Source organism: Symplocastrum torsivum (assembly GCF_059505465.1).
Genome location: NZ_JCACKQ010000021.1, coordinates 36,716 through 61,312, shown reverse-complemented (window position 1 = coordinate 61,312; position 24,597 = coordinate 36,716). Strand labels below are relative to the sequence as shown.

15 protein-coding genes are annotated in these 24,597 nt (G+C 47.0%); 11 read left to right on the top strand and 4 right to left on the bottom strand.

From position 1 onward, the window contains the following. Positions 1 to 5: 5 nt before the first annotated feature. The 7 genes from AC5JL3_RS07475 to AC5JL3_RS07445 all read left to right on the top strand — a co-directional run bounded on the left by AC5JL3_RS07475 (position 6) and on the right by AC5JL3_RS07445 (position 6,293). Positions 6 to 794, top strand: a complete 789-nt coding sequence (locus AC5JL3_RS07475; RefSeq protein WP_496073883.1) for an SAM hydrolase/SAM-dependent halogenase family protein — start codon at positions 6 to 8, stop codon at positions 792 to 794. 327 nt (positions 795 to 1,121) lie between these two features. Continuing rightward, positions 1,122 to 1,781: a DUF2301 domain-containing membrane protein gene (locus AC5JL3_RS07470; protein WP_496073882.1), complete on the top strand. Its 660-nt coding sequence runs from the start codon at positions 1,122 to 1,124 to the stop codon at positions 1,779 to 1,781. Positions 1,782 to 1,797: 16 nt separating this feature from the next. Then, on the top strand, positions 1,798 to 2,562 hold the full coding sequence (locus tag AC5JL3_RS07465; protein ID WP_496073881.1) for a glucose 1-dehydrogenase: 765 nt from the start codon (positions 1,798 to 1,800) through the stop codon (positions 2,560 to 2,562). Between the two features lie 650 nt (positions 2,563 to 3,212). After that, on the top strand, positions 3,213 to 3,824 hold the full coding sequence (locus AC5JL3_RS07460) for a hypothetical protein (protein WP_496073880.1): 612 nt from the start codon (positions 3,213 to 3,215) through the stop codon (positions 3,822 to 3,824). Positions 3,825 to 4,002: 178 nt separating this feature from the next. After that, positions 4,003 to 4,650: a YdcF family protein gene (locus AC5JL3_RS07455; protein ID WP_496073879.1), complete on the top strand. Its 648-nt coding sequence runs from the start codon at positions 4,003 to 4,005 to the stop codon at positions 4,648 to 4,650. A 219-nt stretch (positions 4,651 to 4,869) separates the two neighbouring features. Continuing rightward, positions 4,870 to 5,994 carry a DNA-processing protein DprA gene (gene dprA / locus AC5JL3_RS07450; protein ID WP_496073878.1) on the top strand — a complete coding sequence of 375 codons (1,125 nt, stop codon included), beginning with the start codon at positions 4,870 to 4,872 and terminating at the stop codon, positions 5,992 to 5,994. Then, the gene (locus tag AC5JL3_RS07445) at positions 5,988 to 6,293 is read left to right on the top strand and encodes an endo-1,4-beta-xylanase (protein WP_496073877.1); all 306 of its coding nucleotides are present in this window, start codon (positions 5,988 to 5,990) and stop codon (positions 6,291 to 6,293) included. The genes dprA and AC5JL3_RS07445 overlap by 7 nt, the downstream gene beginning before the upstream one ends. A gap of 160 nt (positions 6,294 to 6,453) precedes the next feature. Here the strand turns inward: AC5JL3_RS07445 and AC5JL3_RS07440 are convergent, their stop codons facing one another. The 3 genes from AC5JL3_RS07440 to AC5JL3_RS07430 are packed head-to-tail and all read right to left on the bottom strand — an operon-like array spanning position 6,454 to position 8,880. Beyond that, entirely contained in the window at positions 6,454 to 7,065 is a 612-nt protein-coding gene (locus tag AC5JL3_RS07440; protein WP_496073876.1) for a hypothetical protein, read from the bottom strand. A gap of 32 nt (positions 7,066 to 7,097) precedes the next feature. After that, positions 7,098 to 7,484 carry a cation transporter dimerization domain-containing protein gene (locus AC5JL3_RS07435; protein WP_496073875.1) on the bottom strand — a complete coding sequence of 129 codons (387 nt, stop codon included), beginning with the start codon at positions 7,482 to 7,484 and terminating at the stop codon, positions 7,098 to 7,100. A 22-nt stretch (positions 7,485 to 7,506) separates the two neighbouring features. Next, positions 7,507 to 8,880, bottom strand: coding sequence for a GH1 family beta-glucosidase (locus AC5JL3_RS07430; RefSeq protein ID WP_496073874.1), 1,374 nt, complete (start codon positions 8,878 to 8,880; stop codon positions 7,507 to 7,509). A gap of 271 nt (positions 8,881 to 9,151) precedes the next feature. Here AC5JL3_RS07430 and AC5JL3_RS07425 point away from each other — a divergent pair, with 271 nt between their 5' ends. Beyond that, the gene (locus tag AC5JL3_RS07425; protein ID WP_496073873.1) at positions 9,152 to 9,979 is read left to right on the top strand and encodes a sulfatase-like hydrolase/transferase; all 828 of its coding nucleotides are present in this window, start codon (positions 9,152 to 9,154) and stop codon (positions 9,977 to 9,979) included. Between the two features lie 55 nt (positions 9,980 to 10,034). Here the strand turns inward: AC5JL3_RS07425 and cysC are convergent, their stop codons facing one another. After that, positions 10,035 to 10,610 carry an adenylyl-sulfate kinase gene (cysC, locus tag AC5JL3_RS07420; protein ID WP_242058648.1) on the bottom strand — a complete coding sequence of 192 codons (576 nt, stop codon included), beginning with the start codon at positions 10,608 to 10,610 and terminating at the stop codon, positions 10,035 to 10,037. Between the two features lie 263 nt (positions 10,611 to 10,873). Between cysC and AC5JL3_RS07415 the strand changes: the two genes are divergently transcribed. From AC5JL3_RS07415 to AC5JL3_RS07405, 3 genes are read left to right on the top strand one after another with little or no spacing between them, the layout of a single operon-like run. Next, positions 10,874 to 17,176 (top strand): beta-ketoacyl synthase N-terminal-like domain-containing protein, encoded by a 6,303-nt coding sequence (locus tag AC5JL3_RS07415; RefSeq protein WP_496073872.1) that lies wholly within the window; start codon positions 10,874 to 10,876, stop codon positions 17,174 to 17,176. Continuing rightward, positions 17,176 to 19,629 (top strand): SDR family NAD(P)-dependent oxidoreductase, encoded by a 2,454-nt coding sequence (locus tag AC5JL3_RS07410; RefSeq protein WP_496073871.1) that lies wholly within the window; start codon positions 17,176 to 17,178, stop codon positions 19,627 to 19,629. The genes AC5JL3_RS07415 and AC5JL3_RS07410 overlap by 1 nt, the downstream gene beginning before the upstream one ends. Then, positions 19,626 to 24,569 (top strand): type I polyketide synthase, encoded by a 4,944-nt coding sequence (locus AC5JL3_RS07405; protein WP_496073870.1) that lies wholly within the window; start codon positions 19,626 to 19,628, stop codon positions 24,567 to 24,569. Before AC5JL3_RS07410 ends, AC5JL3_RS07405 begins: the two co-directional genes overlap by 4 nt. Positions 24,570 to 24,597: the final 28 nt, after the last annotated feature.

The following is a 24,597-nucleotide window of genomic DNA, read 5'->3' as shown; positions in this document are numbered from 1 at the left end:
TATACATGTCTGAAAACAAGCTCATCACGCTTTTAAGCGATTTTGGCTTGAGCGATGTCTATGTGGGAGTGATGAAAGGTGTCATTGCTCAAATCAATCCGGCTTTGACGGTTGTAGACTTAACGCACCAGATTCCACCTCAAAACATTGCGGCTGGTCGATTTAGCTTAATGAATGCTTACCCTTACTTTCCAGGTGGGACGGTGCATATTGCCGTAGTCGATCCAGGGGTAGGAAGTCGCCGGAGAGGAGTAGCTATCCAACTCGATGCTGGCTTCTTGGTCGGGCCAGACAACGGGTTATTCAGTGGTGTTTTGAGCGAAAATTCGGTAGTTGCAGCGGTTGAACTGACAAACCCTCAATACTGGCGGACACTATCACCCAGCACGACTTTTCACGGACGAGATATCTTTGCTGCTGTAGGAGCGCATCTTGCCAGTGGTATTTCGATAGAACTGTTGGGAGAGGTGATTGACCCAAAAACTTTGGTGCAACTGGGGATTCCTGAACGGACACTAACGCCTACTAGTGTCACAGGTTGCATCCAATATATCGACCACTTCGGTAACTTAGTGACTAATATCCCTGCGGCTGATGTCGAAGGAAAAACTTGGTCAGTCGCGGTTGGTACCCACATGATCCCAGCTAGCCAAACCTATAGCGATCGCAAACTAGGAGACATTGTTGCTCTAATTGGTAGCCACGGTTGGCTGGAAGTTGCAGTTAACGGGGGTAGTGCCCAGTCTGAGTTGCAGCTAGACACGGGTGCGAACGTGCAAGTTCTACTAGCTTAAATTTATACCGTTGTAGCCTTAGTAAACCCAGATTGGCGGCATTAACAAGTCACCAACTCAAACAAGACCACCAGTTATACTGAAGACACCTGTAACTACTACAAAGTTAGTACCACAACAGGCTTATTATCTTTTGCAGTTTTAAGAGCGTTGCTCTTTTGTTAAATCTCTTCTTCCAAGAGACTCAATTCTGTACGATTGAGTTGGGTATTGTAGCTTTTTCTTAAGAGTACCCAAGAGGTACGATTAGGGAAGATTACTGCCGTCACGAGGCTAAAAGTTTTTTAAGAGATTCAACACTTTTACAGCAACCAAGGAAAATCAACTATGACTCAGCTTATACAATCTGATCCAGAATTTTACCAAGGGCAATTTGGCGACTTTACGATTACCGAAAGCGATCGCACTGGTGTCATTATCTACCGAGCTGGCTTAGCCGTAGCCGCTCTGAGCTTCGCCGTCGGTACCTGGCTTGTATTATCCCTCGGTGATACCCCAACCGTAATGAGGATGCTAACTCTCCTGTATGCCGTGTTCAGTCTAGCGCTGGGTGTTAGTTTAGTTACCATTCACATCTATCTTGCCGCCCTACACCGGACACTTCAACTCTTTTGGGTTATCGGGAGTATAGCCGCGATTGTGTTAGCACTTTCTAGCAATGAATCACTTGCCTTATCCGTTTACAACCACCCGATGACTCTTTTCGGAGTTGGCTTTACGTTTGCGGCTTTGACAGGTATTTATTTCAAAGAAGCTTTTTGTTTCAACCGTCTCGAAACAAAGTTCCTCACTCCGCTAGTTCCAATGCTGCTGTTGGGGCATCTTACTGGTCTTTTACCAATGTTTGGAGAGCAGCTTCTACTGGGAATTTGGGCAATTTTGTTTGTCGTCTTTGCTCTGCGTAAGGTCATGCAAGCGATTCCTCCTGATATTGGTGACAAGTCAGTCTTTACTTACCTCAAAGAAAAGCGTACTGCTCATTCATAAATTACTAGGAGGGCAGATGAGCTTGCAAAGGAAAGTGGCAATTGTTACAGGTGGCGGACAGGGAATCGGAAAAGCGATCGCTTCATCGTTTTTGAAAGAGGGGCTGCATGTTGCTATTGCTGAAATTGATGAGGACGCTGGGAAAGAAACAGAAGCAGAATTTCAGCATTTAGGTTCAATTCAGTTTATTCATACTGATGTCTCTAATGAAGATTCAATCAAAAACTTGATTGGCGAAACAGTTAATAAATTTGGTGGCATTGATGTATTAGTGAATAATGCTGCGATCGCTAATCCAAAAAATCCACCCATTACAGAATTAAGCTTAGACGATTGGAATAAAACAATTTCTATCAATCTTACAGGAGTATTCCTTTGTACCAAGCATTCTGTACCTTATCTCAGAAAAAATAAAGGTACAGTAATTAACATCGCTTCGACAAGAGCTTTAATGTCAGAGGATAATACCGAAGCCTATTCCGCTGCTAAGGGCGGAATTCTATCATTAACTCACGCTCTAGCTATCAGTTTAGACTCAGATATTCGAGTCAATTGTATAAGTCCGGGATGGATAGAAGTGAGCGATTGGCAAAAGCAAGCCAAACGACTCCAACCCGAACTGACAGAACAAGACCATCAACAACATCCTGCTGGTAGAGTAGGGAAACCAGAAGATGTCGCTTCGCTGGTTGTCTATCTGGCATCTCCGGAAGCCGATTTTATCACGGGTGCAAATTTTGTCGTTGATGGCGGAATGACCAGGAAAATGATTTACCTGTGAAATTAGAACGATTACTAAAGTTCTTTTGCCATGTCTGGGTTACCTTCGACTAGGCAGTTAATCTGCCATGTGAACAACAGTGCGGTATAACTGGGACAACCCCTCTTAAGCTTCCTTAGAGTGCTGATTCAGTAGTTGGAAAAATGGGTAAGGTAATGCTGACATCAGGTGGTGATGTGATGGTGAGTTAAAACAATAGATTCTCCCTATTCTCCACCTTTATAAAAACAAAAATTTAGGAGCGGTTTTTGCAGAAATGTTGAGCTATATTTAATTCATTTATGAAGTTGAGCGACGAGCCGTTTCATGTGCTACTTAGAAAACCTTCTTCCAGAGTAAAAGGATTATTAGCCGGATGATTAAAAAATCATAGAAATTGGCTTTGAACAATTAGCGATACACAGCGTTGAGTTCTAGTATTTTGAGTTTAACAAGTTCCGAATGCTGCTTGCCAATAAATTCATTGAGTAAAAGGAGGTACTTTGTAATATGTGCAGAGTCGGGAAACTAGGTTGGAGTGATTGCGTCATGAACATCTTAAATGGGGCTGGAATCCTTAAAGCGTATCCAAGCTGAACGATGAGGAAGATACAGCTATTCACAACGGTCTCAGGTGGCGCTACTTCAACATAACTGCTTAGAAAATTATCATGGGGATTTTAATTGTCACGACTTACCTGATAGCCGGACTTTCCCAGGTGTCGCTACCGTCTCAACTAGTGCCAGAATTGAAAGGGGTACAAGATAGGCTTTTATTCTCCTCAAAGCCTAATATCTTGCCTCCAGAGTCATTTGAAGTGTTTCCGCCACCGCTAGGGGAAATCATTGAAGATCAATGTCAATCAGTTCCGACAGGTGTAGGTATTCCCGGATTTCAGCCAGGAATTGTGAAAAATGATGTAATTCGGATGCTGGGTGCTCCTACTGGTACATCACGCGGCTACTGGCCAAATACCCGTGCCGTATTTTATGAATTAATTCCTGAGCAGGTAAGTTTGGGCTTTCTGTTTGACCAATACTCTGAACGGATTCGTCAAACGGAGGCATCCTTCCAAGCTGGGGTTGGTTCTGACATGATGTTGCTGACACTCAACGGAATGCTAGGCTGCAAGCTCAATGAGCAAATAGAACAAGGATTACAACAAGTACACCAAGGACAGACACGCCAGTACTCTTTTCAACTACATTCCCTAAAGGGTCTAATTCAACGGCAAAAAAGCGATCGCATTTATATTGGAATTTGGGAAGCAGACTTACACTAAGTACACTGTGAAGCACTCTAGGAGAGATTTGTGCCAGAGTACACCTGTTCTTCTAAACTTTCCTAATTCTGTGCAAATTTATCTTGTTAAGGGTCGCGTTTACTCTCGTAGGCGTAGCTCTAACTTGGGTGAATTCGATTTTTTGCAGTTTGTACAGTACCCTCTTACATAAGTTCTAATGCGTTTTATCTATCGGCAAGAAACCTGGGTGCTAACAATTCAAGGATGGATAGTCACTCTCGTAAGTATCACCACTTTAATGGTATTTCTCCTCAACTATATACATCCGTTCCTTGCACCCATTTCTCCGATTAAGGCCGATATTTTGGTTGTAGAAGGCTGGGTACAAGACTATGTCATTAAAGAGGCAATCCAAGAATTTCAAAAGGGTGGCTACAAAAAAATAATTACCACAGGCTTAACTATAGAGCAAGGCTCCTACCTTACTCAGTACAAGAATTTTGCTGAGCTAGCGGAAGCGACTTTTATTGCCCTCGGTTTTGAGCAAGATCAACTTATAGCAGTTCCAGGATCAAGCGTTGTGAGAAATCGCACGGCTGCTTCTGCTACGGCGCTACGCCAGTGGTTAGTCAACTCCGATTTGACAATAGATTCAATCAATCTTTATAGCTATGATGTCCACGCCCGAAGAAGTTGGATGATTTTCAAGCAAGCACTTGCTCCTGAAATCAAAGTAGGCGTGATTGCTGCTAAACCCCTCAGTTATGATCCAAAACATTGGTGGGTTTCTAGCGAAGGGGTACGGTCAATTATTTCGGAAATAGTGGCTTATCTTTACGCACGTTTGATTGATTGGAGACGGTAAGCGCTTTGCCAATGGGGTGATAGGGGAAGTTCTCACTCTATTGCTCTCCTTTTATGAATTGAATTATGAAAGTCCACCAATATACAGCGGTTTCCTGGAAAGATGAGGTACAACTCAGGTGTGTGAAACTTGTGTAGAGAGCAAGAAAAACAAAAAAGCTGATAGCTGATAGCTGACGGCTTTCTGCTATTAAAGACGCTGGTGCATCAGGAGGGAAAATTGGTAGAAGAACGTGCCTACTGGCTGGCTTGGTCACAGGTTGACCGTGTGGGACCTGTGTTAATCAGGCGGCTACAACAGCACTTTGGAACTCTTGCAGAGGCTTGGAAAGCAAGCGCTAGTCAACTAGGGCAAGTTGAAGGCTTTGGGTATCAAAATGTCACAAAGGTAACAGCCGCGCGATCGCAAATTAATCCCGAACAACTGCTAGAACAGCACTCCGTAAAAAACCCTAATTTCTGGACACCTGCTGATGCTGACTATCCCCGCTTACTACTAGAAATTCCCAGTCCACCTCCAGTTTTATACTATCGAGGACAGGTTCAGCTTCAGGAAAATCAGGGCATCATCCCTATGGTGGGCATTGTTGGCACCCGCGAACCGACAGAATATGGTAAACGCTGGACGCGAAAAATCAGCACGGCTTTAGCGAAGCATGGCTTTACAGTCGTTTCCGGAATGGCAGCAGGAATTGATACTAATGCTCATCACGGCTGTCTCAGTGCTGGTGGACGGACGTTAGCTGTTCTTGGTACTGGCATCGATGTTGTCTATCCACCGCGCAATTTGTCTTTGTATGAGGAGATACAGAAACAGGGACTAGTCATCAGTGAGTATCCGGCAGGTAGCAAGCCAAATCGGGTTCATTTTCCCCAACGCAACCGCATTATTGCAGGATTGAGCCGTGCCGTTTTGGTGATGGAAGCGCCTACGAAGTCTGGTGCATTAATTACGGCAGACTTTGCCAATGAGTTCTGCCGCGATGTCTACGCACTACCAGGTTCCTTGGATAACGAGCAAGCGTTAGGCTGCTTGGGGCTTTTGAGCAAGGGCGCTCATGTGATTTTAAATGAAGGTCACTTGTTGGAAATGCTAGGCGCAATCCCAAACCTTGACACCGTGGTACAGCTACCCCTATTTACACAAGAACAACCCGCCCCAATCCCTCAATTAGAGCCAGAGTTGGCAAAAGTGTTGCAGTCGCTTACTTCAGAACCTACCTCATTTGATGTCGTTGTGCAGCAAGCGGGAATGGACGCGGGTTCAGTTTCTAGCGCCCTGTTGCAGCTAGAACTAATAGGGTTAGTCTCTCAATTACCAGGGATGCAATATCGACGATGTTAAAACACTTCAGAAACAAGAGTAGACTGGGTGCGTTGGTACTACTGGCGTTGGCAGCAATGTTAATGGTTTCTCTTTCTGGCAGTACACAACTTGCTGAGCAAGCAGCAGTTTATCGGAATATGATGCGGGTCTGTCTAGAAGCGGAAAACTGCACAGGGTTTGTGGTGTGGGGAGTAAGCGATCGCCATTCCTGGATTCCTAGCCATTACAATCAACCCGATTTACCGCTAATCTTTGATAAGTCGTTCCGCCCAAAACCAGCTTATGAAGCACTCACAGAAGAATTGCAAAGGATGTAGATCAACTCAACTACGCCATCAATGTTGAGTTTTGATTGGTTGGTTAGTTTCTCTTGTGGATGGACTGACTTAACCATGTCTCTAAGAGGTAAATGTGCTTATTGGTTTTCTTGACAATTTCAATAGTCGCTTAGATACAGAAAATCCGCAGACAATAGGACTATTTCTGAAATCGTCGCCTGATCAGCATTATTCCTCCGAATGCGATCGCTCCTGCAACGCCCAAACTTCCCCATACTTGCACTGGCTGACTGACTCCCTCTGCTCTGTGATTATCTGGGAGTTCGTCAGAGTTAGTCTTAATTTGAGGACTTTCTCTAGTCGCGCTTGGGCCTGTTGCCACTGTGACAGTGTAGTTCATCTTAAAGGGTTGAAAGTTTGCCCCAGCGACTGGAGTTCCACTCAACTCCAGCTTATAGGCTCCTATCTTCGGAAATATAACTTCCGCCCCTGGAATGCCTTGATACTGCTCTGCTGATATGGCTTTTAGAGCAGGTTCTAACAACGGGGAAGAGCCTTCTGTATGAGGTTCAGAGTAGATAGCAAGTTTGCAATCACATTGATTCAGTGGAAGAATCTGCCCACCTTGGCGAGTGAGGGCAACCCAAACTCGTGCTGGTTCCCCAGCTTTTGGATTGTGATTGGGTTCAACGTGCCAAGTACCAGCCACATCTCCCGCTACCTCAATTTTGTGCGCGAAGGCAGGTGTGGCAAGCAATCCTAAACAAACTAACCATCCGACGCTTCTACTCAGGCTTAATCGGTTAGGCATACAACCTTTGTGAAGATATAGGGTAACCGAAATCAATCACAGCAGGATTTCTGGTCACAAGGCAAGAGAAAATTACCCGTTTCTACCTGGATAGTAGTGTGTTCAATGCCAAATTTATCGTGCAACTCCATTGCAATTCTAGAAAGGAAAGCATCACCTGGGTTTCCCGTCAGCATCACCAAGTGAGCCGTCAGCGCTGTTTCGGTAGTACTCATTGCCCAAATGTGCAAGTCATGGATTCCAACGACACCAGGAAGTTCTTCTAAGTAGGTTCGGACAGCTTGTGGCTCAATTCCTTCTGGGACGAACACTGCCTCAACGATCACAAATCCAACGTTTAGGCTAATGCCGATGATAAAAGCACTGTTGTAATTGAGCTGTCCATGATCGTGATGTCCATGTTTATGGTCATGCATCATAACTAATAGTTCATTACCGTCATCAAACTACCCGATTACTTTGGATACACTCCCGATACCAATCGAAACTTGCCTTCGGAATACGCTTTTGTGTAGCGTAATCTATATACGTGATACCAAAGCGTCGGTCGTACCCCCAATCCCACTCAAAATTATCCATCAGACTCCACACGAAATAACCTTTCAGAGGATACCCCTCACTGATAGCTCGATGGGCTGCCTTGAAGTGCTGCCGCAGGTACATAATTCGGTCAGTATCGATCACCTCATCCTTAATATTTAACTCATCCTGTGCAGCACAACCATTCTCTGTAATCAGCACGGGTAAATCTGGCCGCCCAACCGTCTCACTCAGATGACGAATACCCCAGTAAATGCACTCAGGCACAATATTTAGCCAGGGCATATGCATCCGGGGGTAGCCTTTAGGGAACTCAAGGAAGTCATAGCCAAGTTCGTTATCAGCCGCCCGGACATAAGTGCCAGAGTAGACGTTAAAACCCAAAGCGTCTAACGGTTGATGAATTGTCTCTAAGTCACCTTCTTGAATATCCGGCGCATTCGCTCCCAACTGCTCCAATAAAGCAGGGCTATAGGCACCTGTTAGAGCTGGAAAAATGATGCCACCATTCTGTCCACAGGTGGGGAAGGCTTGTTTAGCTGCCGCCACATGAACGGGAGACTCGTTGATGGGAACGGTTACTGCAAGGTTATCGACTAATGCCACTGAACAGGGAACGGGTGAGGCGTTGCGAATCGCTTTACAACCCAAACCATGAGCAAGCAGGGCGTGGTGAGACGTTTGCCAAACTTCTTTGACTGAGTTAACACGCTTGCCGGGTGCATGGGGGGGTTCTGTGTCAACGGCATAACCCATGTGAGTGAAGCAGGGGATTTCGTTGAGAGTCATCCAATGGGTAATGCGATCGCCTAACCGACTAACAACGGCTGTAACATAGTCCGCATAATCAAATGCCATCTCCCGACTCTGCCAAGAACTGTACAAATCATCCAGCGCTTGAGGCGAGTCCCAGTGAAACAATGTGGCATGGGGAGTAATATCATAATTCTGTAGACAGTCAACTAAGCGTTTATAGAAATCCACTCCTTGTTCATTAACTGCCCCACGACCGTCCGGTACGATGCGAGGCCAAGCAATGCTAAAGCGATAATGTTTAATGCCTAGTTGTGCCATTAGTTGCACATCTTCTTCATAGCGATGGTAATGGTCACAAGCAACCGCACCTGTATCACCATTAAGCACTCGTCCGGGTGTAGCGCTGAAGGTATCCCAAACACTAGGTTTACGACCTTCTTCAATCCCCGCCCCTTCAATTTGATAAGCAGCGGTTGCTGCTCCCCACAGAAAATCCCCTGGAAATTGGTAGCTGGTCATAGACAATTTTTGCTTAAATTAGCGTGTGGAACTGGCTTGCAAGATTGTGTTTGATCCAAAGAACAAGATTACAAAAAGTACCCTTTCTTTTACTTGTGTTTTGCAACAACTGGGTTATCGTCAAGCTCAACTTACCAAAAGCTTTGATGAATTTAGAGGCGTTATAAGCATCACCTACAGATAAGGTTACATATATCTCACTCTAGGCACATACGATATAACTAAAGATAACCAAGTCTAGGATGTAAATTGAGCCGAGCCGCACGTTAGTATGCCGAATCATTTTGTGTACATCATTATGGATAGCTGTCGTTATGATAGCTACCAGGCTGCATCAACCCCCAACATGGATAAGCTCGGATTAGCGGAGTGCCGCTACAGCTATGCTTCTTGGACTTCCCCTTCCCACTATGCTCTCCTGATGGGAATGGTTCCCCATAGCAGTCCACGCGGTGTGTTTGCTTCTGAGGTATATAAGAAAGAATTTGCTAAATGGGTAGATAGGCTAGGAATTCCTAATTTATCTTTCAAAACCTTTGTTCCTCAACTTTCTTTACCTAAAGTTCTGAAAGACCAAGGGTATCAAACAATTGCGAGGGTTTCTCTGCCTGTTCTTAATCAATTTACTAGTATTAACAAATACTTCGATGACTTTGTGCTGATGGCAAATCATAATGATTTTGCTACGATGGTAAGTGAAATCGAGTTTCCTGACCAGAACCCAAGATTTTATTTTCTCAATCTGGGTGAAACTCATTATCCCTATATGCTCGAAGGTGAAGATTTACCTCACATCTCCGGAGTTCATGGGGTATTTAATAAAATGGATGAGTTCTTATTACATGGAAATAAACAAAAAGAAGATACATCCTTTTTTGATCAGGAGGAAATGCAACGTTTACACAAACAGCAAATTAAGTGTGTCGAATATATAGATGGGCTGCTGGGAAAGCTCTTTAGCAAATGCCCCCCCAATACTCACATCCTAGTAACTGCAGACCATGGTGAGTTATTCGGAGAAGACGGTTACTTTGGTCATGGACCAGTCATGCATGAAAAGTGCTTTGAGGTACCTTTTTTAGAGGGACTACGCCCCTAAAATTAATAGCAAAATTTCCTTATTGTAAGAAACAGGAAATTTAGACAATCTAGATTTAGTCTACTTCCATCTTGATAAAGCGCAACTCTTGCAGCCTTGCTAACACTTTCGAGACGCTCTCTTCTAGACTTTCTAAATCCGTTCTGCATTCTACTTCAGGATTCAGAGGGGATTCATACGGATCATCAATCCCTGTAAAGTTCTTTATCTCCCCAGAGCGCGCTCTCTTGTATAGCCCTTTCACATCTCGTTCTTCGCAGACTTCCAATGGGGCATTGACATAAACCTCAACAAAGTTGCCAATCTTTTGGCGCACTTCTTCTCGAATTTCCTGGTAGGGCGAAATTGCTGAAACTAGCACTATAACTTGGTTTCGAGTCAGTAGATTCGCGACAAAACCAACACGTCGAATATTTTCGTCTCGATCTTCTTTGCTAAATCCCAAACCCTTAGTTAAATTCTGGCGTACAACATCTCCGTCTAAAACCTCGACTTTGTAGCCGTGAGACGTTAGCGCTTTCTCTACGGCTCGGCTAATCGTAGTTTTTCCGGCTCCACTCAAACCAGTGAACCACACTGTCACACCTGGCTGCTTATATTCCATTGCTTGCTCTAACTTTCTGGATTGCATTTGCCTACTTTGGAGAATTTGCCCTACTTAGTCTTGCTTGTGAACATCCTTGATGAAAACTTTAAATACGGCATTGATTTAGTAAAGTTTCGTAAAAAAATTGCCGACATTGCATGAAAGTTCTGTCCTCTGGTGAAAGTTAAATACATCTTTCTATTCTTGTTCTAAAAAAACCATACTGACTAGAGATTGACAGTTTCTGCACTTAGGTATATAGTCCTGACCCTATCAAAATCCTCCTCAAGCTTTAGAGATCGACACAAATGCATTCATTCAACTGTTTTTCACTCAGTCCTATCGAGCTGGCTCATCCTGGTATTGCTGTAGCGACAAGCCGGGCTGGTGGGATTGGCGTGCTAGATCGGGAATTTTGCAGCGATCGCGATTTAGAGAAAGCGGCTAGGAACTTAAACAAGGTTTTAGATCTAGTTGATGAGCGTGATGCTGTAGGGTTACGGCTACGGGCAGAACAGATTGATCGAAGCAAGACGCTACTCTCTCAACTCACAGCACGCCCGCATTGGTTAATTCTGTGTGGGTGGAACCCGCAGACGCTAGAGAAAGTCATCGCCTCTCTTCCAACCGCTCAGTCCCGGAGAATTTTGCTGGAAGTCACAGCGATTGAGCAAGCATTAGCCGTGCCGTCACTTGAGGAGATTGATGGGTTGATTGCCAAAGGGCATGAAAGTGGTGGCTGGGTTGGTGAAGATTCAGCATTTCTACTCACCCAAAAACTCGTGGCAAGGCAGCCAAAGCCCGTCTATGTACAGGGTGGCATTGGCATTCATACCGTAGCCGCCTGCCGTGCAGCAGGAGCCTTTGGGGTTGTATTGGACGACCAATTATGGTTGATGCCCGAATCCCCCTTGTCTAGCGAGTGGCAACGCTACCTCAGTAACTTGAATGGTCAAGAAGCAATTGTTATTGGTGAGAGACTAGAGGGGAACTGCCGCGTTTTATCTCGCCCAGGCTTCCAGGCGATTTCGGCTTTACAGAAACTGGCAGAACAGTTAGAACTTGCTGATTTTGGATTGGAGTCGGCGGCTAAAGTCACGAAATCTCATGACTCCAACGAAACTTCTAATCAGCGAAAATTTCAAGTTTGGCAGCAACAAGCTCAATCCTTAATTGGCTGGGGAACTCCTGGAAGCTTAGCCTGGCCGATGGGACAAGCCGTAGGGTTAGCTGTTTCGGTACGCGATCGCTACAAAACCACAGGCAGATTTGTACAAGCGCTGCTCAAAGCCAGTGTAGAACACATTCAAACCGCTCAAGCTCTGCAACCGCTTCAAGCAGACGCACCTTTAGCCATTTCTCACAAAACAAAATATCCCATCGTCCAGGGGCCGATGACTCGCGTCAGCGATAGCGCTGAGTTTGCCCAAGCTGTTGCCCAAGGCGGGGGTTTGCCGTTACTGGCATTAGCACTGATGCGGGGTGGGCAAGTCCGTGAACTGTTACAGAAAACGAAAGAACTACTAGGCGATCGCTCTTGGGGAGTTGGTATTCTTGGTTTTGTTCCCCAAGCTGTGCGAGAAGAACAACTCAAAGAAGTCCGGGCATTCAAACCTCCCTTTGCTTTAATTGCTGGCGGACGTCCCGATCAAGCCGCACAAATGGAAGCCGAAGGCATTGCCACTTATATCCATGTCCCAGTTCCCACCTTACTAAAACTGTTCCTTGAACAAGGCGCACGACGATTTGTCTTTGAAGGCAGAGAATGCGGTGGACATGTTGGTCCCTTGAGCAGCTTTTTGCTTTGGGAAAGCATGATTTCCACCCTTTTAGAGGAAGTCCCCGCAGGTGCCGAACGTGATGTCCATGTTCTGTTTGCAGGTGGCATTCATGACGCCCGTTCTGCCGCGATGGTAAGTGCAATGGCAGCGCCCTTATTAGAACGCGGGATGCAGGTTGGTGTATTGATGGGGAGTGCCTACCTCTTTACCGAAGAAGCTGTCTCTTGTGGAGCGATTGTTAAAGGTTTCCAAGCACAAGCGATCGCGTGTACCCGTACCATCAATCTAGAAACAGGTCCTGGTCATGCCAGTCGCTGTGCTGTCACGCCTTTTGCAGAAGAATTTTACGCCACTCGCAGACAGTTAATCGCTAGTGGCACTTCCCCGGAAGAAATCAAAAATACCTTAGAAGATTTAACCCTGGGACGCTTGCGAATTGCCTCTAAGGGCTTGATGCGTAAGGGCAATGAAATCAACGCCGTTGAGGAAAGTCAACAAATTACCAACGGCATGTACATGATCGGTCAAGTGGCGACGGTACGGAATCAAGTTTGCACTGTTCAGGAACTGCATCAGGATGTCTCTGAGGGCAGTACCAATTTGATCGCTAATCTTGCTGTTGACTCTGAAGAACCTGATAAAGAGGTCACTCAACCTTCTGATATTGCAATTATTGGCATCTCAACCTTACTTCCCAAAGCCAACGATCAAGAACAGTTCTGGGAAAACATCCTCAAGAAAATAGATGCCATTACAGAAATTCCTGCCTCGCGGTGGGATTGGCGTCTCTACTACGACCCAGACCGCAACGTTCGCGACAAAATTTACTCCAAATGGGGTGGTTTTCTTGATGATGTACCCTTTGACCCGATGCGTTTCGGCATCCCACCGAAGTCCCTCAAATCGATTGAACCCTTGCAGTTGCTCACACTCGAAGGGGTACGACGTGCCTTAGACGATGCGGGGTTAGCGGAGGGTGACTTTGATCGAGAGCAGACTTCGGTAATCTTAGGTGCTGGCGGTGGTGCGGGAGACTTAGCGCAGCAATACGCGGCACGTTGTGAGATTCCTCGATGTGTTGATGCCCCCTCTGAAGAAGTCTGGGATCGTTTACCGGAGTGGACTGAAGAATCCTTTCCCGGTGTACTCCTGAATGTAATTGCGGGTCGAGTAGCCAACCGTTTTGATTTGGGTGGGTCAAACTTTACCGTAGATGCAGCTTGTGCTTCTTCCCTCGCCGCGATCGACTTAGCGGTTAAGGAACTGGAAAGTGGTCGCAGTAATCTCGTAATTGCTGGCGGTGTAGATAGCGTCCAGAGTCCGATGACCTATATGTGTTTTAGTAAGACTCAGGCTCTATCTCCGCGTGGGCGATCGCGTACTTTTGATAAGAGTGCTGATGGAATTGCCATTAGTGAAGGAATTGCCATTCTTGTATTGAAGCGTTTGGCTGACGCACAAAGGGATGGTGACCGTATCTATGCCGTTATTAAATCTGTTGCTGGTTCCAGTGATGGTAAGGCGCTAGGAATGACCGCGCCCCTCCCAGCCGGTCAAATGCGAGCAGTAAACCGTGCTTACACGAAGGCTGGCTTCTCACCTAATACGCTAGGACTGTATGAAGCGCACGGTACTGGTACGGTGGCAGGTGATCGAGCGGAATTGGAGACAATTGTTAGTACCCTGCAAGCTGATCAGGCAGCCAGTAATTCCTGTGCGATCGGTTCGGTTAAGACGATGATTGGTCATACCAAATGTACGGCGGGTGTTGCAGGTCTTGTTAAAGTTGCCAAGGCGTTGCATCACAAAGTCCTGCCTCCCCATTTTGGTGTCGATACCCCACTCGATGCGATCGCTGACCCTCAAAGCCCTGTTTATCTCTTAAAAGAAGCTCAACCATGGTTGCGTCACCCCGATTACCCACGTCGAGGTAGTGTCAGTGCGTTTGGCTTTGGTGGTACCAATTTCCATGCTGTGCTGGAGGAGTACCAAGGAAGTTTACAAGAATCCGTGTCGGGTTCTAAGGCTTGGCCGTATGAACTAATTGTCTTACGTGCCGAAAACCGCGAAGCATTAGCCAAAGAGGTGCGAGTTCTCAGTGAGGCGTTACAGGCTGGTGCTGAACCAAGACTTCGGGATTTAGCCTATAGCTATGCGAAACTCTCGAGTGAACGCTCTCATTTGAACATTTGTTTGAGCCTTGTTGTCGAAAACCTGCAACAACTTAAAGAAGCGTTAAGTCTTGTTGTCGCTCATTTAAATAGTCAAACCCCAGCCTCCTTACCTCCACACATCCAACTAGGACAGGAAGAAAAATCTACCCCGACTCCCTTCTCACGCCGTATTGCCTTTCTCTTCCCAGGACAAGGCGCACAATACCCAGAGATGGCTCGCGAAGTGGCGTTGTACTTCAAGGAAATGCGTGAGTCTGTGGAGTTGGCTACTTGTCAGCTACGCCATCGCCTCCCCAAACCACTAGGTCAGTATATTTATCCGCCTAGTGCCTATTCAGACGCGGCACAAGAGTCTAACCAACAGCTACTAACAGAGACTCATATCGCTCAACCAGCGATTGGTGCGGTGGAAGCGGGTTATTTGGACTTGCTCAAACGTCTTGACCTTGAAGCCGATATGGTAGCGGGACACAGCTATGGTGAGTATGCGGCATTGCACGCAGCGGGAGTTTTGTCAAGAGAAGCATTCCTAAAGCTTTCTGAAACCAGAGGCAGAGTGATGTCCACCGCCTGTGCGGCGGCTGACGGCGCAATGGCTGCGGTTCAAGCGACCCGTGAAGAATTGCTAGCCCGCTTAGATGGGGTTGGCGGTGTCGTTCTTGCCAACCACAATGCACCCTTGCAATCTGTTATTTCTGGGGAAAAACAGGCAGTTCGACAAGTTGTTGATGCGCTGAATGTAGCTGAAATCATGGCACGGATGTTGCCTGTTGCTGGTGCATTTCATTCTTCTTTAGTTGCCTCTGCACAGGTGTCATTATCAGGCGCGATCGCTTCTGCACCCATGCAGACTCCAAAAATTCCGGTTTACGCTAATTCCACCGCCCGTCCCTACGCCTCAGAAATTGAGGCAATCCGCCAGCAATTGTCCAAACACCTACTCTCTCCTGTAGAGTTCGTCGGTCAAATTAATGCGATGTATGCAGATGGGGCGCGAATTTTTGTTGAAGTTGGTCCCAAGAGCATTCTGACTAAGCTGGTTGGTCAAATTCTGGCTGGTAAAAACCATACTGTTGTATCCCTGGATGGTCAGGGTGGTGGATTGAAAGGTTTCCTGCTAGCTTTAGGAACTTTGATCACACGCGGCGCTGGGATCAAACTCACAGCCTTGTTTGAAGGGCGTGATGTCCAGTCGTTAGACTTGTCTCGGCTTGTGGAAGTGACCCGTAAACCAGAGTTACCCCGTACAGCTTGGCTGGTCAACGGTGGTAATGTTCGACCCCATAGTGAGGTCATTGGTTATACAGGAAAGTTTCCCCCCCTAACTCTTGAAACGGCGACACAGGCAAAGAAAGAGGTAGCACAAAAGGCTTTACCTCCTATGAATAATGCCCCTGCGCCTGTACATCAAGCCCCAACGCCTTCTTCTACACCTGTACATCAAGCCCCAACGCCTTCTTCTACACCTGTACATCAAGCCTCAACACCTTCTTCTACAAATTCCGCAATTCAACCTACGAAACCGCTACCGATGTCAATGTCAACTCCTCAGAATGGTGCCTCTCGACCTGCTGTTCCTCCAGCTTCACGCCCCAATCATCATGCTCCAGCTTCAGGAGACGCAGCATTAGAAGCCTACCTTTCCTACCAAGAAACGATGCGTCAATTCTTGCGGCTACAGGAACAGGTAATGCAGCAATTTCTCAGTGGTGGTCAACAAGGGCAGATTATTCCTCCACCTCCAGCCATAACCCCTGCACCCAGAAGACCTGCTTATCAACCAAGTCTGTCTAACGGCAAACATAGTAATGGAAATGGCAACGGCAACGGTAATGGTGTAGCGAAGACTCCTGGGATAGACACGCAAAATTTTGTACCGTTACAGACACCAACAGCCGTACAGCCTTCTCAAGCTGTAACACCCTCAGTGGTGGCAGTCGCTCAGGCGGTGGAACCTGTACTCCCCTCACCACCAACTCCTTCCCCGACTCCTCTTCTAGATCGAGCTAGCTTACTCCAAACTCTCTTACAGTTAGTCAGCGATCGCACGGGCTATCCAACAGAAATGCTGGGTTTAGACCAAGACTTGGAAGCCGAACTAGGGATCGACTCAATTAAGCGGGTAGAAATCTTAGGCGCACTCCAGAAAAGTCTGCCGCAACCGATGGCAGGTAACATCCAAGAGCAAATGGAAAGTTTAACCCGTGTCAAATCCCTCAATGGCATGGTTGACCAGTTGCTCTCAAAGCTGCAAGCCCCTGCACCAACCCCAACCCAACTTTCACAGACTAAGGCTGTAGGGGCGCAAAGCCTTGCCTCCCTACCCGATAAAACGAGCCTGACTCAAACCCTCTTACAGTTAGTCAGCGATCGCACGGGCTACCCAACAGAAATGCTGGGCTTAGACCAAGACTTGGAAGCCGAACTAGGGATTGACTCCATCAAGCGAGTAGAAATCTTGGGCGCACTCCAGAAAAGTCTCCCGGAAGCCTTTGCTTCCAGCGTTCAGTCCAAGATGGAGAGCCTGACTCGCGTTAAATCTCTCAACGGCATCGTTGACCAGTTGTTAGAGATTTCCCCAGCCGCACCAGCGACTCAGGAGGAAAATAGCCTGGGAAAGTTGACACCCGGAGCGAGAGCATTGGGCGCTACGTGATGCAAGCTATTCAGGAAACCTTACCTGAAAGTGAGTTTATTACTCCTAAGGGTTTGTTCCTGATTACGGAAGATCAGCTCTTTGTCGCCTCCTATGTGGCAGATAGCTTGCGGCAAATGGGAGCAGCAAGTGCGATCGTACCGACTTCCGCCTTGCACTCACCCCAAGAGTTAGCTGAGGTGGTGGCTCAACAACGCCAAATCTACGGTTCTATTGCTGGAATTATCCACCTTGCCCCGCTTGCGGCTATTCCTTTCCCAAGTAACCTATCAGACTGGCGACAATACACTCAAATTCACTCCAAAAGTTTGTTTCATCTGACACACTTATGTGCCAATGACCTACAACAGCAACAATCTGGTCGGGTACTTGCCGCTTCTTTACTAGGTGGTTATTTCGGTCGTAATAGTTACGACGTAGGTTTACCCACAGGCGGTAGTAACAATGGGTTTCTAAAATCTTTAATTACTGAACTGCCTGATGTCCATACCAAAGCTGTTGATTTCGATTCCAGCTTATCCCCCGCCTTGATCGCTCAGAACATTGTTCAAGAGCTACTGATGCCAGGAGGTCGTGTAGAAGTCGGCTATCCTCAAGGAACTCGCACGATTTTTCGTACAGTTCCTGCACCCTTAACGACAACAGCAACACAGACACAGCTAAGCCCCTCTGCTGATTGGGTTGTCTTAGTAACGGGGGGGGCGCGTGGGATTACTGCTGAAATTGCAGGGGATTTGGCATCCTTGGGTGTGAGCTTAATCCTGGTTGGTCGCTCAGCAGAACCGACAGCAGAAAAGGCGGAAACGGCTGATATCGAAGATGTTGCGGGATTGCGAAAGGTGCTGGTGAATCAGGCGCGGGAGCAAGGAGAAACCCCGACACCTGTACAGATTGAGCGCCAACTCCAGGGATTATTGCGCGATCGCACAATTTGCCGCAACCTGGAACAGTTTAGACAAACTGGTGCGAAGGTTGAGTATCTGCCTGTTGATGTCAGAAATCCTGAAGAATTTGGCGCACTAATCGATGGGATTTACACTCGCTACGGTCGCTTAGATGCTGTCATTCACGGTGCAGGCATCATCGAAGATAAGCTTATCGCTGATAAGAGTGCAGAATCTTTTGAGCGAGTCTTTGATACCAAAGTAGACAGCACGTTCATCCTCAGTCGCCATTTACGACCGGACTTGCTCAAGCTATTTGTCTTATTTAGCTCAGTTGCTGGTCGCTATGGCAATCGCGGACAGTCTGACTACGCGGCTGCCAATGAAGTTATTAATCGCTTGGCTTGGCAACTCGATCAAACTTGGACTAAAACCCGCGTCGTCGCGATTAACTGGGGCCCTTGGGACACGACAGGGATGGCATCGGAAGGAGTGAAACGTCAGTTTAGAGAACGTGGGATCATTCCCATTCCCTTGTCAGCAGGTCGTCAGTTTTTTGCCGAGGAACTGCGTTACGGACGCAAGGGTGAAGCTGAAGTGATTGCTGGTGAGGGGCCATGGGAAGCCTACGAAACTGAAAAGGGTCAGCTAAAAGGACAACAAAAGTCTTCTGATCAGCTAAACAGTTTCGTCTTCTTATCCTCCCAACCCCAGATTCAGCCGAATAGCACGGTTACTTTGGAGCATACTTTCTCCCTGACGAGTGACCCTTATCTTTATGATCACCGCTTGGATGGAAAACCTGTCTTGCCTGCTACAGGGGCGCTGGAGTGGATGGCAGAATTTGTCCAAGCGGCTTGGTCAGAATGGACGGTGACAGAAGTTCGTGACTTAAGAGTGATGCGAGGGCTGGTGCTAGACACTGATGCAGGGCGAAAAGCCTTATTTAGTGCTAGAGCATCGAGTCATGCTGACTCGGAATCCTTGCAGGTTGCTGTAGACATTTTAGATCCGGAGAGTAAACTTCCCTTTTACCGCGCTTCGGTTATCCTCCGCCCTCAGTTGCCGGAAGCGGCCACTTTTTCATTACTGCCATTGAGTGCAGGTTCTAGCTTGGACATCACAGCCGCTTACCGAGACTATCTCTTTCACGGGTCTAGGTTCCAGCTAGTGACTGCTATTGATCGGTTGTCAGAGCAAGGGTTAGATGCGAGGGTAATGCCTTGCCAGCCAGCAGACTGGTTAAACAATAAAGCTTTACACTCATCCAGCCATTGGTTATTTGACCCTGGATTAGTCGATACTGCGCCCCAACTAGCCATCATCTGGAACCGGGTACAACGAGGGACAACACCTCTCCCCTCAAGATTTGGTTCCGTTGCCCGCTATGGTCAATCTCCCCTCAACGGACAACTGCAAGTCGCTTTCCGCGTAAAGCCACTTAAGAGCGATCACAGCTTGGTATACGATGCAGTTTTTCTTGATGAACTTGGTAAGGTACATTTGCATCTGCAAGATATGGAAAGTACCTGTAACACAGCACTTAATCGTTTGGCGAAGCAACCATGAGTTTAGAGAACTCACCCACTGATATTGCAATTGTCGGGATGTCGGCTTTATTCCCTGGCGCTAAAGATTTACGCGCCTACTGGCAAAACATCCTTAATAAAGTTGATGCCATTCGGGAGGCACCCGATAGCTGGGCAGAACCCTATTTTGAGCCGGATTCCACGGAAAATGACCGACTTTACACCCGGAAAGGAGGATTTGTCGGTGATTTAGCCCACTTCAACCCGATTGAGTTCGGGATAATGCCAAATTCAGTGGATGGTGGCGACCCAGACCATTTTCTCGCCCTAAAACTGGCACGGGATGCACTTGCCGATGCGGGATATATTGAGCGCCCCTTTAATCGTGAACAAACAGGTATCATTCTAGGGCGTGGCACCTATATCAACCGTGGCTTTACCAATCTCCTGCAACATGGGATGATTGTAGACCAAACCCTAGACTTACTTCGCCAAATCAATCCGGAACTTGATCAAGATACCTTGGTCAAAATCCGTAAAGAACTGAAAGCGGCGCTACCACCCTTTTCTGCTGAAATGGCACCAGCAATGGTACCTAATGTGGTCACTGGGCGTATCGCTAACCGTCTTGGTTTGATGGGGCCAAACTACGTGATTGATGCGGCGTGTGCCTCGTCTTTGGTTTCGATTGAATTAGCGATTAAAGAGTTATTGAGTCATCGCTGCGACATGATGCTAGCGGGAGGAACACAAGTCCCGACACCGCCCCAGTTGCACATGATTTTCTGCCAGCTCAAGGCGTTGTCTCGTACCAATATTCGTCCTTTTGATCAATCAGCAGATGGAACCTTCCTCAGCGAAGGGATAGGAATTGTCGTTCTGAAACGACTGAATGATGCAGTTAGAGATGGCGATCGCATTTATGCTGTTCTTAAAGGTGTCGGTAGCTCCAGTGACGGCAAAGCACTGGGATTGCTAGCCCCTCGTTTAGAAGGTGAAGTGCTTGCTCTACAACGCACCTATCAAGAAAACAGCATTGATCCAGACAGCATTGAGCTGATTGAAGCACACGGTACTGGGATTCCTTTAGGCGATCGCACTGAAATCCAATCTCTGGGCCGCATGTTTGGCGAACGTCAAGGATTGCTTCCTCAGCGAGCATTAGGCTCAGTGAAATCGATGATTGGTCACTGTACCATTGCCGCCGGAATTGCAGGCATCATCAAAAACGCCCTTGCCCTATACCACAAAATCTTACCTCCAACCCTTTGCGACCAGGTTAACCCAGCCCTGGAAATCGAAAAGACTTCCTTCTACATCAACAACGAAACTCGACCTTGGATTCATGGCAACCCAGTAACACCACGCCGTGCGGCAGTTAATGCCTTTGGATTCGGGGGGGTGAATGCCCATGCTGTTCTAGAAGAATATACGGGGATTGACCAGACGCAAGCTGTCAAGCACCTCAATAATCAGTGGTCTACAGAACTTCTAACCTTCTCTAGTGATGGGCGACAAGCCTTGCTTGATTTGCTCAACAACGTACAGCAAATCCTACAAGCCAATCCCACTCAACCTCTAGCTAACCTTGCCTATACGCTTTCAAACTGTACCTCTGGCACCCATCGCTTAGCAATTATTGCCAAAGATGTTCCGGACTTACAGACGAAACTCAATCTTGTGGTTGAGAAACTAAAAGATGCTGCTCGAACCCGTCTGCAAACCAGAAGTGGAATTTATTATGCCGAGTCCAAGCCAAAGGCAGATCTTGGTAAGATTGCTTTCCTCTTTCCTGGCGAAGGAGCGCAGTATCCTAATATGCTGGCAGACTTGTGTCTATACTTCCCTCAAGTCCGCGCTTGGTTTGACTTTTTAGATGAAATCTTTGCCGGAGTTAGAGAGCATCCGCCGAGTCGCTTTATTTTTCCCCCTCCGACTGGCTTAACCGAAGTGCAACGCTACCAGGTTACTGAGGAATTATATAGCTTGGATGTCGCTACAGAGACTGTGTTTACCGCTAGCATAGCTTTACACGAACTCCTGAGCGATCTGGGAGTTCAGTGCGATGTCATGGTCGGTCATAGTACCGGAGAGAATACTGCCCTAATCGCCTCAGGAATTGTCAAGCTCAGCGAACAAGCACAACTAAGGGCAAAAATCCATCATCTCAACCGAATTTATCGGGATTTAGAAGCCGCAGATAGCATTCCCAAAGGTGTACTCCTGAGTGTGGGTGCGATCGAGTCAAGTTTGCTCAAACAGCTTGTTGATAACTTCCAAGGAAATCTCTATTTAGCCCTTGACAATTGTCCAAATCAGTCAGTCCTCTTTGGCAGTGAAAGCGATATTGAACAAGCGATCGCTCAATTAGGTGAGTGGGGTGGTATCTGTACCCGTCTCCCCTTTGATCGGGCTTACCATACTCCTCTGTTTGCCAAGGTCAGTGAGGCTTTGGGTGATTATTACGATACGCTTGATGTTGGTTCTGGTCATACTTGCCTTTACAGTTGCGCTACCACTGAAGCATTTCCATCTGAACCAGAAGCGATTCGTACCTTAGCGCTCAAACAGTGGTCAACACGAGTGCGTTTTCAAGAAACTATTGAAAACCTCTACAACGAAGGAGTCAAAACCTTCATTGAAGTTGGGCCGGGTGGCAATCTCACGAACTTCGTCAATGACATCCTCCACAAGCGCGATCATCTTGCTCTATCTAGCAACACACAACGTCGTTCTGGTCTAGAACAAATTCAACAACTGCTATCCCAGCTTTTTGTGAATGGTACAGCAATTAATTTTGCCCCTTTATATGAGCATCGGGAAGTTAGCCAAATTAATCTAGATGCCTCCGTCGCCATTGAAGCTAGCCAGCAAAAAGCACAACCTGTTTTGGAGCTAACCATGCCGGTAATGCGTCTACAGCCGGATTTTGTGCAAACCCTACAAAACAAGAACAAGCGTCCGACAGAACAACCCGTCAACCCGGAACCCGTTGTTGCTCTAGAACCACAAGCCATCCCTGCTGAAAACGAACAACTCAGTAGCCCTTCTATCCCAGTTCAAGCTGTAATCAATAGTATTCCCTCTGTTCCATTTGCACCCTCTCCTCCCCTGCTAGCCTACGACACGCCTGAACAAAACGTAGAAACAGTAGACTCTCGTCTATCTATCGTTTCGGCTCACTTTGACTTGATGCAAGAATTCCTTGCCAGTCAAGCACGGGTAAGCGCCAGTCTGTATGGTGCCCCATACAACGATGTTGAAGGAAACCCCCTAGCTGCTGATGATTTTGCGATCGCGCCCTTAACTGAGGAAGAAGCTTGGCCGCTGTTAGGTCAAATTATTGAGCAGGACACCGAGCTTTTACACGCTCAACGCTACTTTGACATGGAGCATGATCTATTTCTCCATGACCATACCCTCGGTGGTACCCATGCGCTACGCGATTCTACACTGTCTCCCCTCCCGGTGATTCCCTTTACCGTCAGCATGGAAATTCTGGCAGAGGCAGCTGCTTGCCTATTCAATGGCGAGAAATGGGTTACAGGAATTTACAATGTTCGCAGCTACCGTTGGCTTGCCCTTGAACAAGGTTCTCTTGTCTTAGATATCCTTGCCAAAGTACAACCTCAATCCGCTGCAAATACATGGGATGTTCATGTGCAACTGTTCCAAGTTGGCAATACTGATGCAGTGAATCCTCAATTAGTCTTTGAAGGCTATGTGAGACTCTCCGATGAACTCCCCCCCTCTCCAACTCCCACAGCCTTCTACTTAGATAATCCTGAAGCATCGCACTGGGCAGATGCAGAACTCTACACTGTCGGAATGTTCCACGGCCCTCGCTTTCAGGGGGTTAAGCACATCCGCCAAGTCGGTCAGCAAGGGATTGAAGCCGATTTACAGGTAACGGCGATTGATGACTTTTTCAGTCAGTGTCAGCGACCTGTTTTTCAGATTGATGCGCCTCTACTTGATGCGGCGGGTCATCTGGTCGCTTATTGGGTAGCGCAATCAATTGGTGTTCAGTTTCACACCTTTCCCTTTCAGGTTAAAGCGTTTCATCAATACGGAGTACCGTTATCTCCCGGTCAAATGGTCTTGTGTCGGGGGTGGATGGGGTTTACTAGCGATCGCCAAATTGAGTCAGGTTTTGAGTTTCTGGATGAGTGCGATCGCGTTATCGTCAGGTTGGAAGGGTTCCTGGAAATCTTCCTGAATGTCCCAGACGAATATCACCAATGCCGCAACTTTACCCACACGGCTTACATATCCAAACCCTGGATGCAAGCGGAAACAGGACTGGTATGCCGACGTATTGACCCTTTCCCTAACCATTTCCTTGATGAGTTGGGTGGCGTTATCAAGCACGTTATTGCCCACTTGATGCTAACAGCTCAAGAACGGGAGTTCTGGTATGGATTACCTGAAAAAGGGCCGCGACGTAGTGACTGGTTGTTAGGTCGAATCGCCGCTAAGGATGCCTTACGTCAGTGGGCTAAACAATCCTTCAACTTGGAACTTTCTCCGATAGATATCCAAATTTTACCGACACACTTAGGTAAACCTTTAGTACAGTGTTCAGCCTTAGAAAGCGTTGGTTCTTTGCCCGATATTTCTATCAGTCATAGTCGAGGTTATGTGGTTGCCGCTGTCGCTAGCCGACCCAACATCCAGCTAGGTATTGACCTAGAACGTCTTGACTTAACTCATGTTGATGATTGGCTCACTAGTGTCTTTACTGAACAAGAACTGAAACTATTGCCCCATTCCAATAAAGCGACTATGGTAGGGCTGTGGTGCGCCAAGGAAGCGGCAGCAAAAGCTAATGGTACGGGGCTAGAAGGAGTACCTAATCAATGGGCTATTACTCATTATTCAAGGGATAGCCATCAAGCGAATGTGTCTCATAACAAGGAGTCTTTTAATGTAAAACTTTGGTATCAGGATAATGAAATTCTTGCTGTATGTCAGTTCTAAGGAAGTTCCCATAAATCAAGCCTTTCAA

What these genes read in the sequence shown, in the direction of transcription:
- AC5JL3_RS07470 (WP_496073882.1), top strand. Translation starts at nt 1,122, where the DNA reads ATGACTCAGCTTATACAATCTGATCCAGAATTTTACCAAGGGCAATTT.
- AC5JL3_RS07440 (WP_496073876.1), bottom strand. Translation starts at nt 7,065, where the DNA reads ATGCCTAACCGATTAAGCCTGAGTAGAAGCGTCGGATGGTTAGTTTGT.
- AC5JL3_RS07425 (WP_496073873.1), top strand. Translation starts at nt 9,152, where the DNA reads ATGCCGAATCATTTTGTGTACATCATTATGGATAGCTGTCGTTATGAT.
- AC5JL3_RS07475 (WP_496073883.1), top strand. Translation starts at nt 6, where the DNA reads ATGTCTGAAAACAAGCTCATCACGCTTTTAAGCGATTTTGGCTTGAGC.
- AC5JL3_RS07405 (WP_496073870.1), top strand. Translation starts at nt 19,626, where the DNA reads ATGAGTTTAGAGAACTCACCCACTGATATTGCAATTGTCGGGATGTCG.
- AC5JL3_RS07465 (WP_496073881.1), top strand. Translation starts at nt 1,798, where the DNA reads ATGAGCTTGCAAAGGAAAGTGGCAATTGTTACAGGTGGCGGACAGGGA.
- AC5JL3_RS07435 (WP_496073875.1), bottom strand. Translation starts at nt 7,484, where the DNA reads ATGATGCATGACCATAAACATGGACATCACGATCATGGACAGCTCAAT.
- AC5JL3_RS07430 (WP_496073874.1), bottom strand. Translation starts at nt 8,880, where the DNA reads ATGACCAGCTACCAATTTCCAGGGGATTTTCTGTGGGGAGCAGCAACC.
- AC5JL3_RS07460 (WP_496073880.1), top strand. Translation starts at nt 3,213, where the DNA reads ATGGGGATTTTAATTGTCACGACTTACCTGATAGCCGGACTTTCCCAG.
- AC5JL3_RS07415 (WP_496073872.1), top strand. Translation starts at nt 10,874, where the DNA reads ATGCATTCATTCAACTGTTTTTCACTCAGTCCTATCGAGCTGGCTCAT.
- AC5JL3_RS07445 (WP_496073877.1), top strand. Translation starts at nt 5,988, where the DNA reads ATGTTAAAACACTTCAGAAACAAGAGTAGACTGGGTGCGTTGGTACTA.
- AC5JL3_RS07455 (WP_496073879.1), top strand. Translation starts at nt 4,003, where the DNA reads ATGCGTTTTATCTATCGGCAAGAAACCTGGGTGCTAACAATTCAAGGA.
- cysC (WP_242058648.1), bottom strand. Translation starts at nt 10,610, where the DNA reads ATGCAATCCAGAAAGTTAGAGCAAGCAATGGAATATAAGCAGCCAGGT.
- AC5JL3_RS07410 (WP_496073871.1), top strand. Translation starts at nt 17,176, where the DNA reads ATGCAAGCTATTCAGGAAACCTTACCTGAAAGTGAGTTTATTACTCCT.